The 15,879-nt window shown below is 67.8% G+C and carries 15 protein-coding genes; 5 read left to right on the forward strand and 10 right to left on the reverse strand.

Annotated features, from left to right (window positions below; genetic code table 11):
• Positions 1-81: 81 nt before the first annotated feature.
• A complete protein-coding gene (locus ACM1PE_RS13925; protein WP_059373127.1) occupies positions 82-489 on the forward strand; it encodes a group III truncated hemoglobin in 408 nt (135 codons plus the stop codon).
• Here ACM1PE_RS13925 and ACM1PE_RS13930 read toward each other — a convergent pair whose 3' ends face one another.
• From ACM1PE_RS13930 to ACM1PE_RS13970, 9 genes are all read right to left on the reverse strand, one after another.
• On the reverse strand, positions 490-2,760 hold the full coding sequence (locus ACM1PE_RS13930) for an ATP-dependent DNA helicase (protein WP_419343617.1): 2,271 nt from the start codon (positions 2,758-2,760) through the stop codon (positions 490-492).
• A complete protein-coding gene (locus ACM1PE_RS13935; protein WP_419343619.1) occupies positions 2,757-4,400 on the reverse strand; it encodes a VRR-NUC domain-containing protein in 1,644 nt (547 codons plus the stop codon). The genes ACM1PE_RS13930 and ACM1PE_RS13935 overlap by 4 nt, the downstream gene beginning before the upstream one ends.
• 69 nt (positions 4,401-4,469) lie before the next feature.
• Positions 4,470-4,982 carry an AAA family ATPase gene (locus ACM1PE_RS13940; RefSeq protein ID WP_251879746.1) on the reverse strand — a complete coding sequence of 171 codons (513 nt, stop codon included), beginning with the start codon at positions 4,980-4,982 and terminating at the stop codon, positions 4,470-4,472.
• Between the two features lie 255 nt (positions 4,983-5,237).
• Positions 5,238-6,551, reverse strand: coding sequence for a cytochrome c (locus ACM1PE_RS13945; protein WP_059373137.1), 1,314 nt, complete (start codon positions 6,549-6,551; stop codon positions 5,238-5,240).
• A 12-nt stretch (positions 6,552-6,563) separates the two neighbouring features.
• Complete coding sequence (locus ACM1PE_RS13950; protein ID WP_059373138.1) at positions 6,564-8,339, reverse strand: GMC family oxidoreductase; 1,776 nt, start codon at positions 8,337-8,339, stop codon at positions 6,564-6,566.
• A 3-nt stretch (positions 8,340-8,342) separates the two neighbouring features.
• Complete coding sequence (locus ACM1PE_RS13955) at positions 8,343-9,056, reverse strand: gluconate 2-dehydrogenase subunit 3 family protein (RefSeq protein WP_059373140.1); 714 nt, start codon at positions 9,054-9,056, stop codon at positions 8,343-8,345.
• Between the two features lie 323 nt (positions 9,057-9,379).
• Positions 9,380-10,102, reverse strand: coding sequence for an aspartate/glutamate racemase family protein (locus ACM1PE_RS13960; RefSeq protein WP_280016214.1), 723 nt, complete (start codon positions 10,100-10,102; stop codon positions 9,380-9,382).
• 32 nt (positions 10,103-10,134) lie between these two features.
• Positions 10,135-11,094 (reverse strand): Bug family tripartite tricarboxylate transporter substrate binding protein, encoded by a 960-nt coding sequence (locus tag ACM1PE_RS13965; protein WP_280016215.1) that lies wholly within the window; start codon positions 11,092-11,094, stop codon positions 10,135-10,137.
• A 93-nt stretch (positions 11,095-11,187) separates the two neighbouring features.
• Positions 11,188-11,964 carry a GntR family transcriptional regulator gene (locus ACM1PE_RS13970; protein ID WP_118933295.1) on the reverse strand — a complete coding sequence of 259 codons (777 nt, stop codon included), beginning with the start codon at positions 11,962-11,964 and terminating at the stop codon, positions 11,188-11,190.
• A gap of 177 nt (positions 11,965-12,141) precedes the next feature.
• Between ACM1PE_RS13970 and ACM1PE_RS13975 the strand changes: the two genes are divergently transcribed.
• The 4 genes from ACM1PE_RS13975 to ACM1PE_RS13990 all read left to right on the forward strand — a co-directional run bounded on the left by ACM1PE_RS13975 (position 12,142) and on the right by ACM1PE_RS13990 (position 14,600).
• Positions 12,142-12,708 (forward strand): hypothetical protein, encoded by a 567-nt coding sequence (locus ACM1PE_RS13975; protein ID WP_419343622.1) that lies wholly within the window; start codon positions 12,142-12,144, stop codon positions 12,706-12,708.
• Positions 12,709-12,862: 154 nt separating this feature from the next.
• The gene (locus ACM1PE_RS13980) at positions 12,863-13,459 is read left to right on the forward strand and encodes a hypothetical protein (RefSeq protein WP_419343624.1); all 597 of its coding nucleotides are present in this window, start codon (positions 12,863-12,865) and stop codon (positions 13,457-13,459) included.
• Positions 13,456-14,037 carry a hypothetical protein gene (locus ACM1PE_RS13985; protein WP_419343625.1) on the forward strand — a complete coding sequence of 194 codons (582 nt, stop codon included), beginning with the start codon at positions 13,456-13,458 and terminating at the stop codon, positions 14,035-14,037. Before ACM1PE_RS13980 ends, ACM1PE_RS13985 begins: the two co-directional genes overlap by 4 nt.
• Positions 14,034-14,600 (forward strand): hypothetical protein, encoded by a 567-nt coding sequence (locus ACM1PE_RS13990; protein ID WP_419343626.1) that lies wholly within the window; start codon positions 14,034-14,036, stop codon positions 14,598-14,600. The genes ACM1PE_RS13985 and ACM1PE_RS13990 overlap by 4 nt, the downstream gene beginning before the upstream one ends.
• 1 nt (position 14,601) lies before the next feature.
• On the opposite strand, the gene ACM1PE_RS13995 is transcribed toward ACM1PE_RS13990, so the two are convergent.
• A complete protein-coding gene (locus ACM1PE_RS13995; RefSeq protein ID WP_419343627.1) occupies positions 14,602-15,876 on the reverse strand; it encodes a hypothetical protein in 1,275 nt (424 codons plus the stop codon).
• Between the last annotated feature and the right edge of the window lie 3 nt (positions 15,877-15,879).

The raw sequence follows: 15,879 nt of genomic DNA on the forward strand, positions 1-15,879 counted from the left end.
GGCCGGAAAACTTGCGCCAGATCAAACCGCTGGCGGGCGCACCCGCCCTAAGATCGCCATCCGCCCCCCAAGGAGACGAGCTTGAACTCGACCGCCGACATCTGCACCGAAGCCGAAATCCGCGACCTGGTGCACGCCTTCTACGGCAAGGCGCGCGCCGACGCGCAGCTGGGCCCGGTCTTCAACAGTCAAGTGCACGACTGGGACGAGCATCTGGCGACCCTGTCGGATTTCTGGTCCGCCGTGCTGCTGGGCACACGCCGCTTCACCGGCATGCCCATGCCCAAGCATGCCGCCATGCCGCATCTCAGCGCGGAACTGTTCGAGCGCTGGCTGGCGCTGTGGCAGGAGACCACCGACGCCCTGCCCAACCGCGCCCTGGCCGACGCGGCACAGGAAATGGCCAGGCGCATGGCGCGCAGCCTGTGGTACGGCTACCAGCTCAGCCGCGATCCCAACCAGCCGCTGACCGAGTTGCGCCCGGCCTGATCACTCCACTCGCCACCAGCCGGGCAACAAGCCGCGCACCTTGGCGCGGCGGTAGCGGTCGTCGATCAGGTGCACCGTGCCCACGTCGTGTTCCGTGCGGATGACGCGGCCCGCCGCCTGCACCACCTTTTGCATGCCGGGGTACAGGTAGGTGTAGTCGTAGCCGTTCTCCACGCCATAGCGCAAGTCCATGGCGCGCTTCATGTTCTCGTTCACGGGATTCACCTGCGGCAACCCCAGCGTGGCGATGAACGCGCCGATCAGCCGCTTGCCGGGCAGGTCCACGCCTTCTGAAAAAGCGCCGCCCAGCACCGCGAAACCCACGCCCTGCCCCGTTTCGGTAAAGCGCGCCAGGAACGCGGCGCGGCCCGCCTCGTCCATGCCCGGCGTCTGCAGCCAGATCGGCACCGAGGGATGGCGCTCGCGCATCAGGTCCGACACCTGGCGCAGATAGTCGAAGCTGCTGAGAAAGCCCAGGTAGTTCCCCGGCCGCTCGGCGTATTGCCGCGCAATCAGTTCGACGATGGGCGACAGCGAGCGCTCGCGGTCGCGATAGCGCGTGGACACATTGCCCACCACCCTCACCGCCAGCTGCTCGGCCTGGAATGGCGCGGCCACGTCGAGCCAGGGGGTGGCCGCGGGCAGGCCCAGCGTGTCGCGGTAGAACTGCTGCGGGCTCAGCGTGCCCGAGAACAGCACCGTGGCGTGCGCGGCCGCGTAACGCGCCGCGAGGTACGACGCCGGGATCACGTTGCGCACGCACAGCACGGAGGGCGGCGTCTTGGCGCCGGCCGCGCTGGCGTCCGACAAGGTCACGTCGAACAGCGCATGCGAGCCGAATTGCTCGGCCAGGCGCATGAACTGCAAGGCCTCGAAATAGAACCCCAGCACGGGATCATCCTGCGGCAACGGGTTTTCGGCCATGTGCTCCATGATCGCGCCGACCGCCTTCTGCACCGCGGCCAGCACCCCGGCCGCGACTTCGTCATAGGCCTGGTAGCGCTCCGCCTGCTTCTTGTTGAGCGCGTTCCATGAGCGCTGCAAGCCATCCAGGGACTTCTTCAACCCCTTGGGCGCGGCGTAGCGCGCCGCCGCCAGCGAGGCCTGGTCGAGCTCGCCCGTGTACATGCGGCGCGCCCGGTCGACCAGGTTGTGGGCCTCGTCCACCAGCACGGACACCTTCCACTGGTAGGCCTGCGTCATGGCGTACAGCATTGCCGTGGCGTCGTAGTAGTAGTTGTAGTCGCCCACCACCACGTCGCTCCAGCGGATCAGCTCCTGCGACAGGTAGTACGGACAGACCTGGTGTTCGCGCGCGGCCGCGGCCACCGTCGCGGCATCCAGCCGCGCGTGCGCCAGCGCGGCCTCGCGCGCCTGCGGCAAGCGGTCGTAGAAGCCCTGGGCCAGCGGACAGGATTCGCCATGGCAGGCCAGGTCCGGATGCACGCAGGTCTTGTCGCGCGCCTGCAGATCCAGCACCCGCAAGCCGGGCGCGGCGGGCTGCGCGTTGACCGTGTCCAGCGCCTCCAGTGCCAGGCCGCGGCCCGGGCTCTTGGCGGCCAGGAAGAAGATCTTGTCCAGGCCCGCGCCCGGGCTGGCCTTGAGCAGCGGAAAAATCGTCCCCAGCGTCTTGCCTATGCCGGTGGGCGCCTGCGCCATCAGGCAACCGCCGTCGCGGGCCGTGCGGTACGCGGCCACGGCGAGCTCGCGCTGACCCGCGCGGAATTCGCCGTGCGGAAACTTCAGCGCCTCCAACGCCGCGTCGCGCGACTGGCGGTGCGCCAGTTCCGTCGCCGCCCAGGCCAGGAATCGTCCGCATTGCTCGCGGAAGAACGCCTCCAGCGCGGCGGCCTCATGCGTTTCCACCAGCACCGTCTCTTCCTCGGTGACCACGTTGTAGTACACCAGCGCCACGCGCAGGCTTGCGAGTCCGCGCGCCTGGCAGAGCAGATGCCCATACACCTTGGCCTGCGCCCAATGCACGGCGCGGTGGTTGTCGCGCACGCTATCGAGTTGGCCGCGGTAGGTCTTGATTTCTTCGAGTTGCTTGGCCACGGGGTCGTAGCCGTCGGCGCGGCCGCGCACCAGCAGGTTTTCATGCTGGCCGGACAGCGCCACCTCGGTCTCGTAATCCGGCCCCCGGCGGCCCGTCACGGCCGCGTGGCCCGCCATGCCCTCCAGGCCGGTGGGCGCGGGCGTGAAGCGCAGGTCCAGATCCCCTGCCCGCGCCGTGAATTCGCACAGGGCGCGCACCGCCACGGCATAGCTCATGCGCCGTCCTCGCGCCAGCTGACGTGGCACACCCGCACCGGCATGCCATGCGACACGCAATACCGCAGCCAGCGGATCTGGTTGTCCTGCAGCTTGTCGCCCGGCCCCTTGACCTCGATCAGTTCATAGCGGCGCTCGGCCGGCCAGAAGCGGATCAGGTCCGGCAGACCGGAGCGGTTGGTCTTGACGTCGCGCAGCAGGCGTTCGAAGTACAGCTTCAAGTGAGCGGCAGGCAGGCAGTCCAGCGCCTGCGTCAGCAGGTCCTCCGACAGCGCGCCCCAGAAAACGAAGGGCGATTGCAGGCCGGACTTTTCGGCATAGCGTTGCAGGATCAGGTCGCGGTAGCCCGGCGTGTCCAGCTGCGCCAAGCACTGGGTGAACAGCGCCGCGCGGCGCTCATGGAAATCCGGCGCGTCCAGGTCGGCCGGGCCGCGTTGGAACGGGTGGAAGAAAGCGCCCGGCAAGGGCGCGAACACCGCGGGCCAGCACAGCAGTCCGAACAACGAATTGATCAGCGCATTTTCCACGTAGTGCACGGGCGCATCGTCGCGGTGCAGGTGGTCGCGCGTGACGAACTCCACCGAAGCGGGCTGTGCCGGCCGCGCCAGTGTCAGATCGGTGCGCAGCAAGGCGGGAGCCGGTTCGCGCGCCGGAGCGCCCTGCCCTGCGCCACGGTACAGCCGCGGCAGCATGCGCGCCAGGCGCTGGCTTTCCTCTTCGCTTTCAGGCTGAGCCTGGGCCTGCAGCGCCAGGGCCAATGCGTCGCCGTGCCGCGCCATGCGCTCATACACGCGGATGCGGCGGTGGCGCGCGCCGGGATACGCGCAGGCCTCGTACACGCGTTGCGCGGTGCCCCAGTCCTGCAACCGCTCGCAAGCCTGCCCAATGCGCAGCAGAACCTTGGCCCGGCGCTTTTCCAGCCAGGGGTTGCCGCTGGCGCAGGCCTGGACGGCCAGCATCAGCGCATCGGCATCGGCCCCCTCTTCCAGCGCGACGCGGCAAGCGTGCAGCGCCAGATAGCAGTCCACGTCTTCACGCGTCTGGAACGCGCGCGACGAGGCGTCGAACGGCACGGTCTCGTACTGAAACACGCCCAGGTCGGCCAGCACGAACTCCGACCAGTCCTGGTGCAGATTGCCGAAAAACATCAGACGGAATCGCTCGCAGATGTCCGATACGGTGACGCGCCAAACCGGCTCGTCCGCCGCGGGATTCCAGTCCGCATAAGGCCGCGCATCCGCGCCCGCCGCGCGCGCGGCCTCCAGCAGATCGCCCTTGCGCGAGGCGGACTTGGCCGGCAGCTGCGCAAACATGCGGTTCAGCTCCGGCTTGGTATGCAGGCCGAAGAGTTCATCCAGCGTCATCGGCGCCTGCGCGTCCAGCCAGCCCAATTGCAGCAGCGGGCCGGCGGCAGCCTCGGTCGCGCCGATCTCTTCGTAGGTCAGCCGGCTGGCGCGGAACCAGGGGCCGCGCCGCATCAGCATGCGCACCATCAGGGCCTGGGATGCCTGCGGCAAGGCGGGAAATTCCGCCATGAAGCGGCGCTCGGCGTCGTCCAGCAGGTCGGCGTAGCGCTCGCCCACCCAGGTCAGTGCGCGCTGGAAGTTGTGCAGATAGTAGTAACGGTAGGCGGGAAACATCGGCCGGGCCGGAGGACTGGATATTTATCCAGCAATCATAGCAGGCGCGCCCGGCCCGCGTCCCGCGCTTCAGGCCTGCCCGTGGCGCACCAGAACGAAACCTTCGTCTTCTTCCGGCTCGACGAAGTACGCCGTGATCGCGTCGTATTGTTCGTCCGTGGTGGTGTATGGGTGCGTGCCCGAGGCATTGCGCGCGCGCAGCCTGGCCTTGCAGACCTCGTCGGGCAGATCCAGGAAATGCAGCTGATGGGCGCAGCCGGCCTCTTGCGCCACCTGGCGCAGCCATGCGCGGCTGCGCCGCGTGTTGGCCGGGAAGTCCAGCACCACCGACAAACCCGCCCTGACCAGCGCCGCCACATGGCTGCCCATGGCGTTGCGCAGGCGGCTGGCGCAGCGGGCGTAGTCGGTCAGGTCCACGATCTCTCCGGGGTACAGCGTCGCCAGCCAGCTGTCCTCGCTGAGCAGGATGGTGCCGGGCCGCGCCGCCAGCGCCTGCGCCAGCGTGGATTTGCCGGCGCCGATCTTGCCGCACAGGAAGTGCAGCATGGGCGTGGCCGTGGTGGAAGGTTCTGTGGACATCATGAAGTGCTCTCCTGGAAAAACTGCGGCAGGAGGCGGGCCAACAAAAAACCCGCCTCTGGCGGGTTTATGTAGCGATGTACCGACGCGCGCTAACCCACCATGGACCTGATGGTGGTAATAATCAGCGCGAAGGCGGTTGCGGGGCTATGCATGTGGCGTAGCTTGCGCCCGGCATCGGGGCTTGTCAAATCGCCCATGAAAAACGCGGCGCCGGTAGCCGCAAGGGCTTGCCGGCGCCGCGCGCGCGGTCAGGCGTCAACGCGCGGGCTGCGGCGCCGCCCCCACGTCCTTGCGCACCTTGGCCACGTCGGCGGCGGTGACGGCCGCCCCCTGGTTGCCCCAGCTGGACCGCACGAACGTCACCACGTCGGCGACCTCCTTGTCGGTCATGCGCCAGTCAAAGCCCGGCATCGCGTAAGCAGTCGGCGCGGCGGCGGTGGCCGGCATCTGCGCGCCCTTGAGCACGATGTGGATCAGGGACGCGGGGTCCGCCGAGTTCACCGTGGAGCTGAGCGCCAGCTGCGGGAAGGTTTCCGCATAGCCCTTGCCCGTGCTGCGGTGGCAGGCCGCGCAGTTGTTGAGGAAAGCCATGGCGCCGTCGCCCTTGTCGTGCCCTGTGCGCAGCGCCTGCGCCACGGACTCGTTGTAGGCCAGCGGCTTGGTGGCGTCCTTGTTCACCGGCGGCAGGCTCTTCAGATAGGCCGCGATGGCGTTCAGGTCGGCATCGGACAGATGCTGCGTGCTGTCGCCCACCACCTGAGCCATGCCGCCGAAAGCCGCGGAATGGCCGTTGCGGCCGGACTTCAGGAAGGCCACGATGTCCGCCTGGCTCCAGCTGCCCAGGCCGTCGGTGGTGTCGCCGCGCAGGTTCTTGGCCAGCCAGCCTTCGACCACGCCGCCGGACAGGAAGGCCGAGCCGTCCGCCTCGGTCAACGCCTTTTCCTGCAAGGCGACGCCGCGCGGCGTGTGGCAGGTGCTGCAATGGCCCAGGCCTTCGACCAGGTACTGGCCGCGCAAGAGCGCGGCGCGGTCGGCGCCCTGGGTGTCAGCCGTCACCGGCGCCGTGGCCACGTCGGGCGCAAACATCCAGCGCCACACGCCCAGCGGCCAGCGCATCGACAAAGGCCAGATGATGTCCGTGTCCTTGTTCTCCTGCTTCACCGGCTCGACGCCGTGCATGAAATAGGCGTACAGGGCCTTCACATCCTCGGGCGTGACCTTGGCGTAGGCGGTGTACGGCATCGCCGGATACAGCGAGTGTCCGTCCTTGGCCACGCCGTGGCGCACGGCACGGTCGAAGTCCTCGTAGGAGTAGCCGCCGATGCCGGTGTCCTTGTCGGGCGTGATGTTGGTGGAATAGATCATGCCCAGCGGCGAATCGATGCCCAGGCCGCCCGCGAACGGCTTGCCGTCCTTGGCCGTGTGGCAGGCGATGCAGTCGCCGGCGCGCGACAGGTACTCGCCCTGCTTGATCATCTGGGCGTCGGCGGCGGCCGGCGTGCCGTCCGCGGCGAACGCGGCGCTGGCCGCCAGGGCGGAGATGGCCGCAACAATGGTCTGCTTAATCATTGTGCCGTCTCCTTAAGCCTGGACCAGCGGGCCGGGGTTCTTCAGGTACAGGTCGCGGATCGCCTGCGCCGACCAATAGGCCAGCGCCCCGACCAGGCCGGTGGGGTTGTAGCCCATGTTCTGCGGGAACACGCAGGCGCCCATCACGAACAGGTTGGGCACGTCCCAGCTCTGCAGGTACTTGTTGACCACGCTTTCCTTGGGATTGGAGCCCATGATGGCGCCGCCCGTGTTGTGCGTGCTCTGGTAGACCCGTGTGTCGTAGCGCGCGCCCTTCTTGCGCACCCCCACGGCATACTTTTCGGGCTTCATGGCCTTGGCCACTTCTTCCATGCGCTTGCCCATGTAGCCCAGCATGTCGAATTCGTTGTCATGCCAGTCGAAGGTCATGCGCAGCAGAGGCTGGCCGAAGCTGTCCTTGTAGGTGGGGTCCAGCGACAGGTAGGCGTCGCGGTACGACATCACCGAACCGGAAATGCCTATGGTCATGTGGCGCTGGTAGGCGTCCTGCACCCCGGCCTTCCAGCCCGTGCCCCAAGTGGGCGTACCCGGCATGGTGGGCGTCTGCTTGATCGGACGGCCGCCGTAGCGCACGTGGCGGATGCTGGCGCCGCCCAGGAAACCCAGGGGACCGTGGTCGAACTGGTCGCCGTTCAGGTCGTCCATGCCCACGCCGCCCGCGCCCGTGCCCACGAAGGGGTTGAGCTGGGTGCCCTTGGGCAGCAGCACGCTGACGCCGCCGTTCATCTGGTAGGCGTAGTTCTTGCCCACCACGCCTTCATTGGTCTTGGGATCGTAGGGCTTGCCGATGCCGGACAGCAGCAGCAGGCGCACGTTGTGCATCTGGTAGGCCGACAGGATCACCAGGTCCGCCGGCTGCTCCACTTCGCGGCCTTGCGCGTCGATGTAGGTCACGCCCACGGCCTTCTTGCCGCTGGAATCCAGATTGACCTTGATCACGTGCGAATGCGTGCGCAGTTCGAAGTTGGGCTTCTTCAGCAGCACCGGCAGGATGGTGGTCTGCGGCGAGGCCTTCGAATACATGTAGCAGCCGTAGTTCTCGCAGAAACCGCAGAAATTACAGGGCCCCAGGCGCACGCCATATGGGTTGGTGTACGGACCCGAGGCATTGGCCGCGGGCGCCGGATACGGATGGAAGCCGACTTCGCGCGCCGCCTTGTCGAACAGCTGGGCGCCGTAGGTGGTGGTCAGGGGCGGCAGCGGGAATTCCTTGCTGCGCTTGCCTTCCAGCGGGTTGCCGCCTTCGACGATCTGGCCGTTCAGATTGCCGGCCTTGCCCGAGGTGCCGCAGACGTATTCGAACTTGCTGAAGTACGGCTCCAGCTCGTCATAGGTCACGCCGAAATCCTGGATGGTCATGCCTTCAGGAATGAAGCTCTTGCCGTAGCGCGTTTCGTAGCGGGTGCGCAGCTCCAGCTCTTCGGGCAACACGCGGTAGTGCATGCCGTTCCAATGGAAGCCCGCCCCGCCCACGCCCGTGCCCAGCAGGAACGAACCGTTCTGCCGGTACGGCACGGCCACGTCGTCCACGCCATGGCGGATGGTCACGGTTTCCTTGGACAGGTCCTGGAACAGCTTGCCGCGCACGGAATACGCCAGCTCGTCCGCAACCTTGGGGTACTCGGCGTCCTTGGGCGTGTCCTGCATCGCGCCGCGCTCCAGCGCCAGCACGTGCAACCCGGCCTCGGTCAGCTCCTGGCCGAGGATCGCGCCGGTCCAGCCGAACCCGACCAGCACCGCATCGACTTTGTCTTTTTTGATCGCCATGGCTTAACCCTTCTCCCCAGAGATCGACACGGGGCCGTAGGGATACTTCGCGTTGGGCTGGTCGGCCCAGTCCATGAAGTCCGCGCGCGCCCCCGGGAAACCCACCATCTTCCAGCCCACCATGTTCTTGTTGCCGCCGTACATCGGATCGGCGAAGAAACCTTCCTTCGTGTTGGAGAGCAGGAAACTGAAGAACGTCCTGGCGGGCACGCTCTCGAATTCGATCTTGCCGCCTTGCAGGTCCTTGAGGATCTGCTCTTGCAGCGCCTTGTCCAGTTCGGCATAGACCTTGCCGTGCGTCTTCACGCACCAGGCGTCACAGGCCTCGATGCCGTGGCGGTAGACCTCGCGGGGATTCTGGTTCAGCTGGTAGCCCAGTTCCGGCACCTGGTCGGTGTGGAACGGACCTTGCATGTACCAGAGCTTGCCGTGGCCGAACGGGGTTTCCATCTGGCGGTCGATGAACTCCGGCACGCCGGCCTCGATGGCGCCAGGACCGTACTGGTCGGCGGGAATCAGATGATCCACCGCGGCCACGATGAAGGCCCATTCGGCCTTGGTGAAGTAGGTGGGTTCGTAGGGCTTGGCCGCGCGCGCAGCGGCGCTATCCGGCTCGTTGGTACAGCCGGTGGTCATTGCGCCCACCGCCAGCGTCGACGCCGGCACGATGGCCAACGCCTGCAGGAACCGCCTGCGCGGCTTTGCGTCTTCTGTCATAGACATCTCCGTGAATACTCCAAGTTGTCCTAGCTACCGAACATGAACCTGGGAACACGAACCGCCGAGCTAGTGACAACACGCTCTTCGCTTACAGAAAATCGACCCTATCCCCATGACATGCAGCTTGGGAAAGGGTGCGCACATTATGCGCTTTTTAAGCCATCTGATACGCTCAACAGACCATATCAGATCGATTTTCTTGACATGAAAATAAGTTTTGCATTAAGGACAAAGTAAGAAACCCGCTTGCGCGGGTTTCATGTCACTGCGGTGCGCGGCTAGCGCGCGATTGCGGCCTTGCCGCCGGCGAGCCGCTATCGTCAGGACTCGTCGAACAGCCGGCCGTATCCGGGCCTTGCCTTCGCCCCTCCCCCCGCAAGCCGCACGGCGTCCCAGAACCCCGCCGGCGAACTCGACACCACCGGCACGCCCAGGCGGCGCTCGACTTCGGGTATGGCGTCCAGCGTCAGCAAGCCGCCACAAGACAGCAGGATGCCGTCGCTATCGGGCGCCGCTTCGAAGGCACGCACGCACAGGTCGACCAGCGTGGCCGTATCCACGCGCGCCATGGCCTCCACGCCCGTGATGCCAAGGCTGCGGCAGCCGGTGGGAACCAGGCTCTCTTCGGCCAGGAATGCCGCCAGGCGCTCGTTCACATCGTCGATATAGGCCGTCGCCAACGCGACGCGGCGCACGCCCAGGGCGCGCAATCCGTTCAGGACCGCCGTGCTCATGGTCGTGCATGGCAGTCCCGTGGCTTCGCGCATCGCTACGGTCAACGCGGCATTGAAGGCCGCGCCCCGGTAGAAGCTGAGCGAGGTGCCCATCAGCGAAACCACCGCCGCGCCCTGCTCTTGCAGGCGGCGCGCATGGTCCACCACCGATTCGATCACGGCGTCATAGCCTTCCGGCGTGACGGAGCCCAGCCCCAGCCCGCTGGCAATGAAGGGCAGATCGGGATAGAGCCGCGCCCCATCCGCCGGCACCAGACCCGCGGCGGGCGGCACGATCATGCCGATGGTGGGAGTGCTTGCTTGCTGCATGAAAAGTTCTCCTACTGTGGATACCGAAAATCTCAAGGGGCGAAGGTCAGCTTGGCGCGCGAGATCAGGTCGACCCAGCGCTGCTCCTGCGCGGGCAGCCACGCGGCGAGCGCGTCGGCGGGCTGGTAGCGCACCAGCGAACCCTGCGCGATGAAAGCTTCCCGCAGCTTGGCGTCGGCCAATACCTGCGGCAGCGCCTGCGTGATCCTTGCCAGCGCGGCAGGCGGCGTCTTGGCTGGAGCCAGCAGGAAGATCGCCGGGGTCGCGTCAAAGCCCGGCAGCGTCTCTGCCACGGTCGGCACATCCGGCAAGCCCGGGAACCGCTCTGCGCCCAGCACCGCCAGAATGCGTATGCGCCCCGCGCTTGCCTGCGGAATCACCGCCGGCAGGCTGGAAATGGCGGACGACACCTGATCCGATGCGACCGCCTGGGTGGCCGGGCTGCCGCCTTTGTACGGCACATGCACCAGATCCACGTCGGCCATGGACTTGATCAGTTCGCCACCCAGATGATGCATGGAGCCCACACCCACCGAGGCGTAGGTGTAGCGCCCCGGCTCCTTGCGCGCCATGGCCAGCAGGTCCGGCAGCGTGCGCGCCGGGCTGGCTGCGGGCACCGCCAAGGCCAGCCCGGCGTCGCCCACCATGGCGACCGGCGTGAAGCTCGTGTTCATCCGGTAATTGACTTTCGGATAGATGTGCGGCGCAAGCAGCAGCGAGGTATCCGCCAACAGCAAGGTCGCGCCGTCGGGCTCGGCGCGCGCCACCACGTCGGCGGCGATGGTGCCTCCAGCCCCCGCGCGATTTTCCACCACCACCGGCCGGTCGATCGCCTGCGCCAGCCCCTGGGCCAACAGGCGCGCCAAGGTATCGACGCCGCCGCCCGGCGAGAACCCGACCACGATCTTGACCGGCGTGGTCTGCGCCTGCGCGGCCGGACTGGCGGCGGCGATGAACAAGGCGGCCGCAAGGCCTGCAACTCGATGGAACACGGCTAGTCTCCTGCTTCTGTTTTTGATCGATGGCGCAAAAACGCCGGACAGCATCGCGCCCCGGCCGGCGCCGGTAAACGCGGTGGACAAGGTTCAATTGACCGGCTTGGTATGCCTGCCCGCGGTGCGCGGGCCATACAGCCAGGCAAGCGTGGCCGCGGCCGGCGCGGCCTGCTCCGCGGCGCGCATGCTGCCTACCGCGGCGTACAGCCCCTGCGGAAAGCGCTCGGCGAACTCGCGGAACTGCTGCCCGCCCTCGACGATGTGGCGGGTGGCGGCCTGCGAGGCCGCACGCTCGTCGCCGTCCAGCACCGCCTCCAGCACGCCGGCGTGTTCCCGCCAGGAACAGGCAAGACGGCCCGGCTGGTCGAAATGCCGCAACCGGTAAGGATGGGTACGCTTGCGTATCGCCATGATCTGCTGGATCAGGTAGCTGTTGCCGCTGGCGCGATAAAGGATGTCGTGGAACGCGAGATTCGCCGCGGCGTAGCCCCCGGGACGGCTTGCGGCCCGGGCCGGCTCGGCGTCGCGGTGCGCAGCCAGCAGTTCGGCGCGCCCGGCCTGGGTGATGCGCTGGCTGGCCAGCCCCGCGCACAGCCCTTCCAGATAGGCCAGGGTTTCGAACATATTGGCCAGTTCGCCGGGTTCCAGCGCCGCCACGAAGATGCCGACACGCGGCTTGATGTGCACGAAGCCCTGGGCCGAAAGCTGCAGCAAGGCGTCCCGCACGGGCGTGCGCGAAACGCCGCAACGTTGCGCCAGCAACGCCTCGTCCAGCGCCAGGCCCGGAGGCAACTCGGCATTGACGATCTGATCCTCCAGCGTCTGCCGTATCCGATCAGCCGCCGTGGCGGGGTAAGGCTTCTGCATCACGATTCCTAGCGGGCAACAGTGGAAGAATTATCGTCAGGGAGATCTGATATATCAACGCACAGCCGCGCTCCGGCAAACCGCGCGCCGTTCTGATTTTCTTGACAGGAAAACGCCTTCTGCATTAATGACAAGGCATGCCGCGCTGGACGCGATCCGCACACCTATGGATACCCAATGAACGACAAGACCAAGACTTGGCGCAGCACCACGACGACGCGCAGCTGGAGCGCCGCGCAGGACCTGACGCCCGAACAGCGCGCCAACATCGAAGCACTGCTGGACGGCGGGATGGACGGCGCCACGATCAACGAGACCTGGAGCTATGCCGGCACCGAAAACGGCGAGTCCTTCAAGGTCGAGATCAAGAACGGCGCGGTCACGGTCAATGGCCGCAAGTACGACAGCCTGGACGACGTGCCGCGCGCCGAACGCGAACGCATCGAGGCATTGCGCGCCGGCCAGGGCGACGGCGGCCTGTGGGACATGCTGCGCAATACCGGCGTGGACGTGGAAAACCTGGCGCCGGGATTGAAGCCGCAGGACGCCAAGCCTGAATTCGTGATCGAGACCGATGACCCGGCGCCGACCCGCGCCCCGGCGGCATCCGTTCAGTCCGCCCCGAACACGGGCCTGCCGCCGGGCGCCGTGCCGCCCAAGGGCGGCGGCCTGCGCAGGACGCTGCTGATCGGCGTCGCGATCGGCCTGGGCTGGTGGGTGGCGCGGGCGCTGAACCTGTTCTGAGGCATGCTCCCGACGAATTGTTTCAAAACTTGGCCGCCGCACGCGGCAACGCCATGCGCGACATGCATGGAAACATAAGGACAGAACCCGCCAGGAGCAGCGCGCCTACGATCTGGGATTCCCGATGCGCGCCATCTGCGCGCCTGGAGTCCGGATGCGCGTACTGCACTCGCTCAGAGCCCGTATCGCCGCCAGCCTGGCAGGCATAGGCTCTCTGCTCGCCGCGGCCTGCGTCGCGATTTACGGCGCCTACGGCAAGCTCAACCGCGCGTCCGAACCGGTATATGGCCCAGATGTCTCGATCCAGACCGGCCAGTGGCGGGTGGTGCCGCGCCGCGCCTGGACCGCGTCCACCCCCAAGGTCTACGGCGTGCCGGTCAAGCCAGGTGCCACCGCGCTGGTGGTCGAGGCCGACCTCACCAACCGCACGGCCGAATCGAGCGCCGACTATCTCGGACTGCTGCGCTGGAATGCGCCGCTGGGAGCGGCTGCCGGCAAGCCCATGGTGGTCGGCCTGCGCGACTCGCAGCAAATGCCTTATCTGCAGCCCGGCCTGCCCGAGCGCATGGCCTTCGTCTGGATGCTGCCGCCCGCGGCCGCGGCGCCCGTGCGCACCGCGCTTGCCCTGCAGAGCAAGATCTACAAGCCCGTCGACAATCTGTATGGTGCGCCGGGCTGGTTCAATCCCGCGAACGTGGGCCGGATCGAGTTGCCGATAGCCCCGGACGGCGCACCGGAGTCAGCGCCATGAGCGCGCGGCTGGGCACGCTGCTGCTGGTGCTGGCCGCCGCGCTGGCCCTGTACGCCATGCAGCGCAGCACGCCCCGCTACATGGCGCTGACCGGACCCATCACGGCAAGCGGCGCAATGGGACAGACGGTGAGCGCCAGGCAGTTCGAGGTCACCGTGGAGCGCGTGCAGTTCGCGCAGCAATTGCACTACCGCAGCCTGAGCGCTACGCAGACGCGCACGACGGGCGGCGTATGGGCCATCGTCTGGCTGCGCCTGGCGGCCCGGGACACGTCGGCCACTGTCGGCGAAGCCGCCTGGCTCGGACCCGACGGCCTGGCCTACCGCCACACGGACCGTCTCGTGCTCGCGCGCAACCAGCCGCCCCACGCCGTGGAACCGGGCCTGCCGCGCACCGTGCGGCTGGTGTTCGAGATCCGGCCCGATCAGGCGCGCGACGCCACGCTGCTGCTGTCCGCGCGCTATGACCCGCGCCTGGATTCGCAGGTGCGCATTGCGCTGGACGACATCCCGCTGGACGCCTCCGGCCGGCCCGTCAGCGCCGCCAGCTACGATCTCGAACAGGAGGCCGCCCCATGAACGATGCGGCCGCGAGCGAACGCCGCTGGCGCCGCCGCAGCCTCTGGTTGCTGCCCATCCTGCTGGCCCTGACGCTGTACTGGAGCGCCCGCGACAGCGTGGCACGCTGGCTCGAGGGCCGCGAACTGCAGCCGCGCGAGATAGCGGCTGGCGCGCAGGCGCCGCTAGGCGGCGCGCAATGGCAGTTGCGGCAATTCGCGGTGCTGGAGCCGCCGGCCGGCAGGGGCTGGCAGCCCGGCTCGCGCTCCGCGCTGGCCGCCTTCTCCGTGCAGGTGCAATCTGCCGATCTGCCCACGCGCTGGCGCGGCTGCCGCATTGCGCTGCATGATGCGCAGGGGCGCACCTGGCTGCCCGCCATCGCCCCGGCCTTGCGCCTGCCGCGCGGCACCGCGCGCGGCTGCGTGGCCGCGGCCCACAGCGGCGCCGCCCCCGGCGCCAGCGTCGAAATCATGGAAGCCTTCATGGTGCCCGCCGACGCAGCCGCGCCCTGGTCGATCACCGTGTCCATCGATGCCGAGCGGCCCGCCTACCTGCGCTTCGCGCCGCCGGATCCTGCCGGCTGAATCATGCCGCGGGCGCGGGCGCCGCGCTGCGCATCTTCCAGGGTGCGTAAGCGCATTCCAGCACGGCGGCAAGAAAGCAGATGCGCAGGGGCTCGATCAGCAGGCCCGTGGAAGAATCGCGGAACGGACTGCCGAACAGCAGCGAAACGCCATGCGCCAGCACCTGCCAGGTATCCAGGTCGTTCGGACCGATCAGGCGCGCCGCGCCGTACCACAGCCACGCGGCTCCCCAGTCGATCAGGCGGTAGCCCACGATGAGCGTGACCAGCAGCAGCGCGCTGCTGTGAAAGGCCAACCGCACGCCGCTGGCCAGCGGCAGATAACGCTTGCGGTAGCCGGCCACGAAATGCTCGATGAAATCGCGCAGAAAACGCGGCACCGCGCGGTAGCGGTCGCCCAGCCGTTGCAGCCGTTGATAGCGCCTGAGATCGGCATCGTCGCGCACGTCATAGCCATAGACCAACGCGGCCATCACCAGCCATATCACCGGCAACAAGGCATAGAAGAACAAGCTGATCAGCGCCGTGCCCAGGCCGGGCCCTTGCGCCTCCACGGGCGTCATGCCCGCCGCCCAGGCATTCGTGACGGGCGTCAGCATGTTCATCAGGGACTGCAGCAACGCCTCCAGGCCGCGCCGGTCGGCCAGCCACTGCCACGCGTGGTCCTTCCAGCGGCTGATGACGTACAAGCCGATCAGCACCCAGTTGGTTTCGCACAGCACCACCAGCCATTGCCAGCGGCCCTTGCCCGTGCGGTCGCGCGCCGTCACCGCCGCCTTGCGCACCAGCCACGAAATCGCCACCGAGACCAGCAGCCAGCGGGAATCCAGCGCGTCCAACACGTTGCCGTGCTCGCCCAGCGGATCCAGCCCGTAGGCCAGGCGCGAGTATTGCCGCACGATGTCGCCCAGAAAGCCCCAGGCCGCGTAGTAGGCGAAGAACGGCAGCAAGGCCACCGTCAACGCCTGCCCCAGCCGCCCTCTGCTCCCGCCCGTCTCCGCCTGCCCGGCGCGCGCCGCTTCCTGCGCGCCGCGCAAGGCCGGCAGCCCCGGCAGCAGCACGAGAAACATCGCGACGGTGGTCACCAACTGAGCCAGCGCCACCAGCGTAAGCACGGCCAGGCCGGCGAGATGGTTGGCGAAGCCGGTCTGCGCCGCCACCCACAGCAGCACATCGCGGGCCAGCGTGCCTGCCAGCACCAGCGCCATCAATTGCGGCCAGAACCGCAGCCACAGCCGGCCGGTGAGCGCCCATGGCGCGAGTACGGACTCGAGCATGCC

The sequence above is a fragment of the Achromobacter sp. PD1 genome, from assembly GCF_048541815.1.
Lineage (GTDB): Bacteria > Pseudomonadota > Gammaproteobacteria > Burkholderiales > Burkholderiaceae_B > Achromobacter > Achromobacter bronchisepticus_A.

What these genes read in the sequence shown, in the direction of transcription:
- ACM1PE_RS13930 (WP_419343617.1), bottom strand. Translation starts at nt 2,760, where the DNA reads ATGAGCTATGCCGTGGCGGTGCGCGCCCTGTGCGAATTCACGGCGCGG.
- ACM1PE_RS13935 (WP_419343619.1), bottom strand. Translation starts at nt 4,400, where the DNA reads ATGTTTCCCGCCTACCGTTACTACTATCTGCACAACTTCCAGCGCGCA.
- ACM1PE_RS13940 (WP_251879746.1), bottom strand. Translation starts at nt 4,982, where the DNA reads ATGATGTCCACAGAACCTTCCACCACGGCCACGCCCATGCTGCACTTC.
- ACM1PE_RS13945 (WP_059373137.1), bottom strand. Translation starts at nt 6,551, where the DNA reads ATGATTAAGCAGACCATTGTTGCGGCCATCTCCGCCCTGGCGGCCAGC.
- ACM1PE_RS13950 (WP_059373138.1), bottom strand. Translation starts at nt 8,339, where the DNA reads ATGGCGATCAAAAAAGACAAAGTCGATGCGGTGCTGGTCGGGTTCGGC.
- ACM1PE_RS13955 (WP_059373140.1), bottom strand. Translation starts at nt 9,056, where the DNA reads ATGACAGAAGACGCAAAGCCGCGCAGGCGGTTCCTGCAGGCGTTGGCC.
- ACM1PE_RS13960 (WP_280016214.1), bottom strand. Translation starts at nt 10,102, where the DNA reads ATGCAGCAAGCAAGCACTCCCACCATCGGCATGATCGTGCCGCCCGCC.
- ACM1PE_RS13970 (WP_118933295.1), bottom strand. Translation starts at nt 11,964, where the DNA reads ATGCAGAAGCCTTACCCCGCCACGGCGGCTGATCGGATACGGCAGACG.
- ACM1PE_RS13975 (WP_419343622.1), top strand. Translation starts at nt 12,142, where the DNA reads ATGAACGACAAGACCAAGACTTGGCGCAGCACCACGACGACGCGCAGC.
- ACM1PE_RS13980 (WP_419343624.1), top strand. Translation starts at nt 12,863, where the DNA reads ATGCGCGTACTGCACTCGCTCAGAGCCCGTATCGCCGCCAGCCTGGCA.
- ACM1PE_RS13985 (WP_419343625.1), top strand. Translation starts at nt 13,456, where the DNA reads ATGAGCGCGCGGCTGGGCACGCTGCTGCTGGTGCTGGCCGCCGCGCTG.
- ACM1PE_RS13990 (WP_419343626.1), top strand. Translation starts at nt 14,034, where the DNA reads ATGAACGATGCGGCCGCGAGCGAACGCCGCTGGCGCCGCCGCAGCCTC.
- ACM1PE_RS13995 (WP_419343627.1), bottom strand. Translation starts at nt 15,876, where the DNA reads ATGCTCGAGTCCGTACTCGCGCCATGGGCGCTCACCGGCCGGCTGTGG.